Consider the following 9,319-nt stretch of genomic DNA (forward strand, 5'->3'; position numbering starts at 1 on the left):
TTAAAATAGTCATCAACAGGTTGACAGCATTACCCTGTCTGGCTATAGAGTAAGAATCGTACCGGAATTGAGCATTTACCCTCAGTACCTGCGGATGAAAAAGCAGTCTGCCCTGACATACTGAACAATCCCTTCTCATAAGATGCCTCTCTTTTGCTGTTTAAAGAGCTGAGCAGTCCGGGCGGAGACTGACCTCGTTCCGCTTTCCAAGCGACCCCCTTGTTGAAAGTGCGACAAAAGAGATAGGGCGAATGACTATACTTCGCTCATAGCTGCCCGTCATGCCAGCTCAAAAAACAGGCTTAACGTAGGATATTTTCCGTTTTCCAAGCGGCCCCCATATTGAATGGCTGACGGTACTGGATTTCGATGAGATAAAAATAGACCGTATTTTTATTGCCAATATTGATGACCCGGTGAAGCGAGCGCTACTTGTTTCTGTGGTGAAAGGGTTACGTGGTACTGGCAAACCACTGGTGTTTGAAGGGGTGGAAACGCCAGGACAGTTTGAATTCGTCTGTTCTCTTGGCCCCGGTTACCTAGTTCAGGGCTGGTATACCGGAAAACCCGAAACAATATCTGCGATGAATATTCAGGGTTAAAACGATACGGGGCCCGGCCCGTATCGGCAACCCGACCCGTCAGCGTATCGCTTTCTGTCTGAAGCCGGTTCAGGTCGGCTTCTATCTGCGCGATGCGGCGGGAGATTTATTCAGAACGACTGCCGAAGTTCATCCGGCGAAGCTTATCCAGCTGCGCCTGCAGATGGTCTATTTCGCGCTCCCGGTCGGCCTGCTTTTCCAGCAGGGCGCGGTTCAGCGCTTCCTGTTCGGACAGGCGCTGTTTCAGCAGAAGGATGTCGTCAGGGGGAGGTGTTGTTCATAAGCCCGCATTTTACCAGGCTTATTCAACGACAACCAGGATAAAGAGGCCTACAACATGGTCAGGGACGTAAGCAGTCTTTTAGGCTGCCGCCAGTCGATGCCTTCCAGAAGCATTGCCAGCTGCGCCGGGGTCAGGAACACTTTGCCATCGCGGGCAGAGGGCCAGGCGAAGCGGCCGCGTTCCAGCCGTTTGGTCAGCAGGCTCAGCCCGTCGCCGGTGGACCACAGCAGTTTGACCTTACTGCCGCTGCGGCCCCGGAAGATGAAGACATGGCCGGACATCGGGTCATCTTTCAGCATCGTCTGCACCTTTGCGGCGAGACCATTGAAGCCGTTGCGCATGTCGGTGATACCGGCAACCAGCCAGATTTTGGTGCCTGTTGGCAGGTGGTTATCACTTCCTTTATCTGTCCTGTGATGATCCTTATGACTTCGCCAGACTACTTCACCACACACATGGGTCTGCCAGATACCGGTTCAGGATGGATTTCCGCTTCTACGCTGAACACCGTCTTTAGAAGCTCTGGTTTCATCACTGCTTCCGGAGCACCTTGCGCCATCACGCGACCGCTTGCCAGTACCACCAGATGATCGCAATAGCGGCTGGCCTGATTCAGATCGTGGAGTACCGTCACTACGGTTTTCCCCTGCCTTTTGAGTTCAACCATCAGGCGCATCAGTTCAACCTGATGATTGATATCGAGGTAGGTCGTAGGCTCATCAAGAAGAATGAGTGGGGTATCCTGTGCCAGCACCATCGCCAGAAACGCACGCTGGCGCTGGCCGCCGGAAAGCTGGGTTAACCTGCGGTCAGCCAGATTGCGCGTCCGGGTCTGACTCATTGCCACGTTGACCCGCTCGTTGTCTTCCGCGGAGAGTCGCCCCCACAACGACAGCCACGGGCTGCGGCCGTAGGAAACCAGTTCCCGTACAGTGATCCCCTCGGGGGATAAATGGTGTTGCGGCAGTAAAGCCAGGCGGCGAGCCAGCTGGCGGGCGGAAAAACCGGCTATGGGTTTTTCATCAAGCAATATCTCGCCAGAGTCTGGTGTTAACAGGCGAGAAAAACAGTTCAACAGCGTCGATTTCCCGCAACCGTTAGGGCCGAGCAGGGCCGTGATTTTTCCGGCAGGCAGGGCGAGAGAAAGTCCATCCAGCACGGTTTGTGCGCCATAGCTGACGGTCAGATTTTCAGTACGTAATCTCATTTATCGCATTCTCACAAGCAGCCAGACAAACCACGGTGCGCCGATAATGGCGGTCAGCACGCCTGCCGGAAGCTCCAGCGGCGGATGAATGATTCGTGCCAGCAGATCGGCAATGACCAGCAACAACGCGCCCGTCAGGGCCGAAACGGGCATCAGCCAGCGGTGACGCCCGCCGGCGATCCTGCGCACCATGTGCGGCACGACGAGACCAATAAAACTTATCGGGCCACAGACGGCTACGCCGGTTGCTGTCATCGCGACAGCCAGCATCAGCCCCTGGAACCGGGTGCGCTGAACCGACACGCCGAGCGTGGCTGCTCGTGCATCGCCCAGCGCCAGCAGGTCGAGATCGCGACAAAAGCGCAGGCTCAGCGGCAAAAACAGAATGAGCAACGGCACGGCAATCTTCACAAAGTGCCAGTCGCGCCCCCATAAGCTACCCGTCAGCCACAGCAGGGCACTGTTTACATCCTGCGGGTGCAGGAGCATCAGGTAATCCGTCAGGCTCGCCCAGCAGGCGGAAAGCGCCACGCCGGTGAGCGCCAGCTTCATCGGCTGGTGGGTCTTTGCCAGCATCTTCAGCAAGATCAACCCCGCCATACCGCCCGCAAAGGCCAGCAGCGGCAGCACCATCACGGATAGTGATGGCATAAGAAGCAGTGCTCCCACAGAGGCAAGGCTGGCGGCATGGTTAATGCCGAGAATATCCGGTGATGCTAGCGGGTTACGCACAATCCCCTGTACCAGCACGCCCGCCACGGCGAGGGCTGCACCGACAAACAGTGCCAGCAGCAAGCGCGGCAGTCGGTACTCCATCAATACATAATAATGCTCGCGTCCGTCCTGCCAGTCGGTCAGCAGCGCGCGCCACGGCACGGGGATCACCCCCATATGGAGTGATAACAGCGCACAGCCTGGCAGGGCAAGGGTGATGAAAATGACCAGCGCAATTTTCATCCTCGCCTCCTCACCAGCCAGACAAAGCAAGGACTGCCAATCAGCGCCAGCACTGCGCCTGCGGGCAGATCGCCGGGGAAGGCCAGCGCGCGTGCGAGTACATCTGCCATCAGCATCAGCGTGGCCCCCAGCAGCATGCTCACCGGCAGTACGTTGCGCTGATCGAAGCCTGCCCAGAAGCGCGCCAGATGTGGCACCAGCAGGCCGATAAACGCCACCGGACCTGCCACACTGACGCACGCGCCAACCAGAAGCAGCACTAACATATTGATGATCAAACGTAGTCTCGGCAGGTTCACTCCCAGCGTATGGGCGGTACTGTCGCTGACGTTGAGCAGGTTCAGTTGATTCGCCAGCAGCAACACGACAGGGACTGCAGTGACCACCACCGGCAAGAGCTGCCAGACATCCTGCCAGTGGGCGTGGGACACTCCGCCTGCCAGCCAGTAAAAGATGCCGTAAGCATGATCTTCGGCCAGCAGCAGGGTGATGCGGGTCAGAGCCATACAAAAGGCCGACAGCGCGATACCCGCGAGGATCAGTTTGTTTCTGTCCTGGGTATGACGAAACCCGCCTCCTGCGGTCATGACCAGCAGCCAGCTCACGCCGCCCCCGCATGCCGCGATGAACGACAGGGAATAGCCTGCAACCGGCGTCGGACTCAGCGCGCTGGTAAGCGCCATAGCCAGCGCCGCGCCGCTGTTAATGCCGAGCAGTGAAGGAGAGGCCATTGGGTTGTGGGTCAGGGTTTGCAGCAGCGTGCCCGCGAGCGCCAGGCTTGCGCCGATCAGAACGGCGACCAGGCTTCGCGGCAAACGAAGGTTTTGCACCAGCGCTTCTGGTAGCGTTGGCGTGTGTCCAGGCAGCAGGGCGCGGATTGCGTCTGCTCCGGAAACAGGAATGGCCGAGTAGCAAAACAGACTCAGCCAGAAAATAATAATAAGTACTGCAACGGGAAGCCCCCACAGCAGCACCGGGTGTTTTAGCGCGGTCATTTCACATCGGTAAGCGGCTGATGGTGGAAGATTTTTACCGTGTCAGCGGCAATACGCTCTGCGGCAAAAATACCGCGCATCCGCGCCCAGGCGTTACTGTCGACTGAAGCAACCTGCTGCTTCTGCGCGGCGGTTAATATCTGCCAGAGCGGATCTTGTTGCCAGCGTTTAACAATGCTCTCTTCGCGATAGTGGGCAACCAGCAGCCAGGCAGGATTGACCGCCAGCAGTTGCTCCAGGCCGATGGACGGCATGGAGGCGCCCGCCATCGCAGCGGGAACGTTCAGCCCCAGAGAAGCCAGCACGCTGCCGGTCCAGGTCTCCTGGGTATGCAGGTTGAATAGCTGTTCGCGTGATGTGCCAAAGGCCACGCGTGTCCCTGTGGGAAGCTGGCTGGCCCACTGCGCCATCTTCTCTTTATGTTGTTCCAGACGCGCCTGCATCTCTCGTTTTTTACCTACCACTTCGCCGATGATAGCCGCTGAGTGCAAATTTTCAGCGTAGGTTTCGTTGCGGGACTTAAGCAGCAGTACCGGCGCGATTTGCTGCAAGGCGGTGTAAATCCCCGCATGGCGACTGCTGTCGGCAATGATCAGGTCTGGTTTCAGGGCAGCAATGGCTTCCAGGCTCGGCTGCGCGCGCGTTCCGACGGACTGCCACGGTTTCAGGTGCGCACGCACTTCGGGCAGGATGCGTTTTGCATCGTTATCGTCGGCAATACCGATCGGGCTGACGTCCACGGCGGCCAGCGCATCGGCGAACGAGAGTTCCAGCACCACAATCCGTTGTGGCGTTTTATCGAGTGTAAACGTGCCGTGTTCGTCCTGAACCGTGGCGGCAAAGGCGTGGCCGATCACCAGCAGCAGGCCTGCAAAAATAAAACGGATAAATGCCAACATAGTCACATTCCAGCTAAAAGCCCGGCAAGCCGGGCGTTAACACATCAGAACTTCAACGACCCCTGCATATACAGCGTGCGCGGCTGGCCTGCGTAGATGCCTTTGTTGTTGTCGTCATAAGAGCGGATGAAGTAGTCCTGGTCGAAGATGTTTTTCACACCGAACGCCAGGTTCAGATCTGCCATCTGCGGGCCAAAGTCATACGCCACGCGTGCGCCCCAGAGCATGAAGCCGGGAATGCGGCCGGTACTGCCGTCGGCGCTCTCTTTCACCGTATTGGCGTTATCCGCAAACTGGCTGGACTGGAAATCGCTGTTCAGATTGAACGTCCAGTTGCCCGGCTTGTAGTCCACGCCCAGCGTGCCTTTATGTTTCGGGGAGAATGGCACCTGATTGCCATAGGTGTCGCCTTTCTCGCGGATTTCCGCGTTCACATACGCATAGCTGGCGTAGACGGAAACGTTATCAAGCGTTGGCGTTAGCGTACCCAGGTCGTAACGTGCCTGCGTTTCCAGCCCGGTATGGCGCGTTTTGCCACGTGCAGTGACGGTGTCGTTGGTCTGGTTGGAGTCGTACTGATTGTTAAAGTTAATCAGGAACAGCCCCATTTCCGCCGTCAGCGCGCCGTCGTCGTAGCGGGTACCGAGTTCCCAGGTTCGCGCTTTTTCCGGTTCCACATTGCCGCTTTGCACAGCCTTGCCAATCTGGCTGTACTGTACGGTGCCGAACGAGCCTTCAGTGTTTGCATAAAGATTCCAGCTGTCAGTCAGGTGATAGAGCACGTTCAACGCCGGAAGCGGTGCGTTATAGCTCACCTCTTCGTGCGTGCCTTTGATGGCGTTGTTCTGGTATGACTCGATATGTTCGAAACGCATACCCGGCGTGATGGTCCAGTTGCCGATGTCGATTTTGTCATCCAGATACCAGGCGTGCGCCTCGGTGCCGGAACGCGTGTCGCGGTCGTAAGGGCTTGAGCCGGACGGCAACTGCCCGCTGCTGGTGGCGGTGTAGTAACGCATTTCATGCGTTGATTCATTCACATAGCGATAGCCCACGCCCACTTCGTGCGCGGAAGGGCCGATCATAAAGCTCTGGCTGTAGCGTGGCTCAATACCGCGCACCCAGTAGTTACGCGGCGAGAGGGTGATGCGTTTGCCTTGCTCCAGGTAGCCGCTGCGCAGGGTTTGGGTGTAGAACCCCTGAATGTTGAATTTATGCTGGCTGTCCGGCTGGAACTGGTAGCCCAGGCTCGCCAGCTTGCGACGGCCCCAGAAGCGGTCATACGGGCGGGTGGATTGCCAGCGATCGGCGTCGTAATCCGCGCGGGACAGGCCGCCGGGCATGTCGGCTTCACCATCGTAATATTGCAGCAGGCTGTTGAAGGTGTGCACCTCATTCGGCGCATATTTGCTTTTCAGCATCAGGTCGTCGATGCGGGTGGCGCTGTGCTCGCGCCAGTCACTGCCGCGCGTGCCGGAGTAGAGCAGCGCGGTGCCAAAACCGTTGTCCGCTGTGCCGCCCACCATCAGGTTGTGCGTCTCTTTCGGGTTGTTTTGTGAAGAGGTTGGGCTGAGCTGACCTTCCACCCCCGCCTCGATACCAAAGTCCTGCGGAATGGCGCGGGTAACAAAGTTCACCACGCCGCCCACGCTCTGCGGTCCGTAACGCACCGCACCACCACCGCGCACCACGTCAATGGCATCCATGTTGCCGAGCGAAACGGGAGCCAGTGAAAGCTGCGGCTGACCGTAAGGGGCAAAGGGGACGGGGATGCCGTCCATCAGGACGGTCGAGCGGCTGGCGAGGCGTGGGTTCAGGCCCCGGATGCCAAAGTTCATCGCCAGGTCGTGGCTGCCGGTGCCGTTGTTTTCCGGCGCGCTGACGCCAGGGATGCGGTTAAGCACCTCACGCATGGTGGTTGCGCCGGTTTTGGCGAAATCCTCACGGCGGATCACGTCACGCGCGCCAGCATGTTCAAATACGTCGTTTTCACGCGCATCGCCCAGCCAGTCGCCGACCACGGTCAGGGCATCTTCTTTTGGCGCGGGCGCGGGCTCCAGCGTCCAGCTGTTATTTCCCAGCGGTTTTACCTGCAGTCCGCTGCCGTCCAGCAGCTGTTGCAGGCCGCTCTCGACGTCGTAATCTCCGTGCAGGCCGTTGCTCTGCTTGCCGCGCGTCAGGCTGGCGTCAACCGAGAGGGTAATTCCGCTGTGTGCGGCATACTGATTGAGCGCTTTGTCGAGCGATCCCGGAGCGATATCAACCTGTGCAGCAAAAGCGGAAAACGAGAGACCGGCCAGCGGCAGCAGGCTCAGACGAATGGCGTTAACCAAAGGTGTTGTTTTACGAAAAACGCGTAACGGCGTCATACCTTCTCCATCATCATTTTTGTTGTGTTCAGCTATGAGTCGAACGAGAAGGGTAAAAAGGACAATCGAAATGAGAATTATTTTTCTTACAGCGGTGAAATGTTTATCCAGTACCGCGTAATAGACTGAATTTTAACGGGAAGCGTTTGAGCGATAACGTTCAGGATCGCATCGGTATTTTTCAGCGGGAACGTCCCGCTCAGGCGCAGCCCGGCAACGGCGGGATCGCAGCGCAGAACGCCGTTGCGGTAACGGCTTAGCGTGGCTATCACCTCACCCAGCGGTTTATCGCTGAAGCTCAGGATGCCCTTCGTCCAGCTTGTACTCTCGTCATCCAGCGGTTTCACTGCGCCAAACTCAGAGGCGCTGAACTGCAGGCTTTCACCAGCGTTCACGATGCGTTTTTGCGCGGGGGCACTGGCGAGAAGCACTTCCACGGCGTGCTGCTGCACGTCAAGCTGCGTGAAATTATCCTGCTGGCGGACGGTAAATTCTGTCCCTAAAGCGGTGAGTTGGCCCTGACGGGTCAGGACGCGGAAGGGGCGTTGCTGCGCATCTTTCGCGGTAGTAATGGCGATTTCACCGTACCAGAGCCGGACGGTGCGCTGATGCGCATCATAACGCACATCCGCCGCGCTTTGGATATTCAGCGTGAGCAGGGAGCCATCTTCCAGTTGCTGACGGCTGACTGCGCCTTTGGCGGTGCGGTAATCTGCCCGCAGACCTTCGCCGGTTTCCGACTGCCAGAGTTGCCAGCCTCCGCCAGCGCCGAGCAACAGCAGTAATCCTTTCATCACGTGACGGCGGGTGAGGCGGGTATCGTGCAGCGCCCGGCTGGCAAAGTCGCCAGGCACACCGCCAAGCTGGTTGCGCAGGTTTTCAACCTGCTGCCAGGCCCACTGGTTATCCTGATCCTGTTCATACCACTGTTGCCAGCGCGCTTCCTGTTGTGGGCTGACGCGCTCGCCGCTTAGCACGGCATACCAGTGGGAAGCTGAACGCAGCGCCTGACGCCGGGAATCGGTTAACGAAGGATTCATAACCCATGCTCCAGACGAAACAGCAGGCAGTGCTCGACGGCTTTCGCCACGTATTTTTTCACGGAGCTGACGGAAACACCGAGTTTGTGCGCAATCTCGCTGTATGTCAGGCCATCCAGTTGCGAAAGCAGAAACGCTTCACGTGTTTTTCCGTTTAGCCCGTCCAGCATGCTGTCGACGAGTTGTAGGGTCTCGAGCTGGCTTTCGCGTTCCTCAGGTGAAGGCGCTACCCCCTCCGGCATAAGCGCCAGCATCTCCAGATACGCTTTTTCCAGCGCGTTTCGGCGAAACAGGTCCACCATCACGCGTTTGGCGATAGTGCACAGGAAAGAGCGAGGATCGCGGATCGTCGAGAGCGTTTCGCTGCTCATTACCCGCAAAAAAGTGTCCTGGGCAATGTCATCTGCATCAAAAGCAGACTGGAGTTTGCGCGTCAGCCAACTTTTCAACCAGCCGTTATGGGTGCCATAAAGCGACTCGAACGTTAAGGAAGCTGTGGTAGTGGCACGGTCAGACATGCGGAGTACATTAAAAGTTAATTATCACGTAGCCATATTAATATGAGAATGGTTATCATTACAATTGGAAATAAAATTGTTTCCAATAAACATTTTTAACATGTTGTTTTTCTAAGTGTTATAAGGTAGATATAAAATGGGATGGATCCTCTGCTTCTGGCATCTGTCGGTCAGAATGACATCATGATGTGGTCTGCTATTATTGACATCCTCCCCGCCCTTTAGGGCGGGGAGGATGTCAACTATGAGTGTTGCCTGAAATGTCGCCAGCCCCCGGTACAGCAGAAGTATCTCGGGCTTTCTGCGTTTGCTCCTGGTGGGTATGGCCCCCGCAAGCGGGGGGTTATTGCTAACTGTCGTTTCAACAAAAAGTAACTTTTTTCACTTTGCCCCTCAGTACAAATTAGGGGCTTGCCGCGGATGTACCATGCCTGAATATCTTCGAGTGA

At 57.2% G+C, this 9,319-nt stretch carries 9 protein-coding genes and 1 pseudogene; 1 reads left to right on the plus strand and 9 read right to left on the minus strand.

All coding sequences use genetic code 11. From position 1 onward, the window contains the following. Positions 1-359: 359 nt before the first annotated feature. Positions 360-602, plus strand: a complete 243-nt coding sequence (locus tag HMPREF3178_RS29290) for an EAL domain-containing protein (protein ID WP_077270094.1) — start codon at positions 360-362, stop codon at positions 600-602. Positions 603-624: 22 nt separating this feature from the next. On the opposite strand, the pseudogene HMPREF3178_RS29295 reads toward HMPREF3178_RS29290, so the two are convergent. From HMPREF3178_RS29295 to fecI, 9 genes and pseudogenes are all read right to left on the minus strand, one after another. Next, positions 625-883: pseudogene (locus HMPREF3178_RS29295) on the minus strand (IS66 family transposase); the annotation flags it as partial. Positions 884-932: 49 nt separating this feature from the next. Then, entirely contained in the window at positions 933-1,271 is a 339-nt protein-coding gene (gene tnpB / locus HMPREF3178_RS01885; RefSeq protein ID WP_227636022.1) for an IS66 family insertion sequence element accessory protein TnpB, read from the minus strand. A gap of 53 nt (positions 1,272-1,324) precedes the next feature. Next, the gene (gene fecE, locus HMPREF3178_RS01890; RefSeq protein WP_004152282.1) at positions 1,325-2,092 is read right to left on the minus strand and encodes a Fe(3+) dicitrate ABC transporter ATP-binding protein FecE; all 768 of its coding nucleotides are present in this window, start codon (positions 2,090-2,092) and stop codon (positions 1,325-1,327) included. After that, entirely contained in the window at positions 2,093-3,049 is a 957-nt protein-coding gene (fecD, locus tag HMPREF3178_RS01895) for a Fe(3+) dicitrate ABC transporter permease subunit FecD (RefSeq protein ID WP_070584978.1), read from the minus strand. Continuing rightward, entirely contained in the window at positions 3,046-4,044 is a 999-nt protein-coding gene (gene fecC / locus HMPREF3178_RS01900; protein WP_004118243.1) for an iron-dicitrate ABC transporter permease FecC, read from the minus strand. Before fecC ends, fecD begins: the two co-directional genes overlap by 4 nt. After that, on the minus strand, positions 4,041-4,943 hold the full coding sequence (gene fecB, locus HMPREF3178_RS01905; protein WP_004182127.1) for a Fe(3+) dicitrate ABC transporter substrate-binding protein FecB: 903 nt from the start codon (positions 4,941-4,943) through the stop codon (positions 4,041-4,043). Before fecB ends, fecC begins: the two co-directional genes overlap by 4 nt. 44 nt (positions 4,944-4,987) lie before the next feature. Then, positions 4,988-7,312 carry a TonB-dependent Fe(3+) dicitrate receptor FecA gene (fecA, locus tag HMPREF3178_RS01910; protein ID WP_020325014.1) on the minus strand — a complete coding sequence of 775 codons (2,325 nt, stop codon included), beginning with the start codon at positions 7,310-7,312 and terminating at the stop codon, positions 4,988-4,990. A gap of 86 nt (positions 7,313-7,398) precedes the next feature. Further along, the gene (gene fecR, locus HMPREF3178_RS01915; RefSeq protein WP_070584980.1) at positions 7,399-8,352 is read right to left on the minus strand and encodes a ferric citrate uptake sigma factor regulator FecR; all 954 of its coding nucleotides are present in this window, start codon (positions 8,350-8,352) and stop codon (positions 7,399-7,401) included. Next, positions 8,349-8,870: an RNA polymerase sigma factor FecI gene (gene fecI, locus HMPREF3178_RS01920; RefSeq protein WP_001572456.1), complete on the minus strand. Its 522-nt coding sequence runs from the start codon at positions 8,868-8,870 to the stop codon at positions 8,349-8,351. Before fecI ends, fecR begins: the two co-directional genes overlap by 4 nt. Positions 8,871-9,319: the final 449 nt, after the last annotated feature.

The sequence above is a fragment of the Klebsiella sp. HMSC09D12 genome, assembly GCF_001808475.1.
Taxonomy (GTDB): Bacteria; Pseudomonadota; Gammaproteobacteria; order Enterobacterales; family Enterobacteriaceae; genus Klebsiella; species Klebsiella oxytoca.

Bases quoted from the DNA above. Each gene is read 5' to 3' on its own strand.
- fecE (WP_004152282.1), bottom strand. From the start codon at position 2,092: ATGAGATTACGTACTGAAAATCTGACCGTCAGCTATGGCGCACAAACC.
- fecD (WP_070584978.1), bottom strand. From the start codon at position 3,049: ATGAAAATTGCGCTGGTCATTTTCATCACCCTTGCCCTGCCAGGCTGT.
- fecC (WP_004118243.1), bottom strand. From the start codon at position 4,044: ATGACCGCGCTAAAACACCCGGTGCTGCTGTGGGGGCTTCCCGTTGCA.
- fecB (WP_004182127.1), bottom strand. From the start codon at position 4,943: ATGTTGGCATTTATCCGTTTTATTTTTGCAGGCCTGCTGCTGGTGATC.
- fecA (WP_020325014.1), bottom strand. From the start codon at position 7,312: ATGACGCCGTTACGCGTTTTTCGTAAAACAACACCTTTGGTTAACGCC.
- fecR (WP_070584980.1), bottom strand. From the start codon at position 8,352: ATGAATCCTTCGTTAACCGATTCCCGGCGTCAGGCGCTGCGTTCAGCT.
- fecI (WP_001572456.1), bottom strand. From the start codon at position 8,870: ATGTCTGACCGTGCCACTACCACAGCTTCCTTAACGTTCGAGTCGCTT.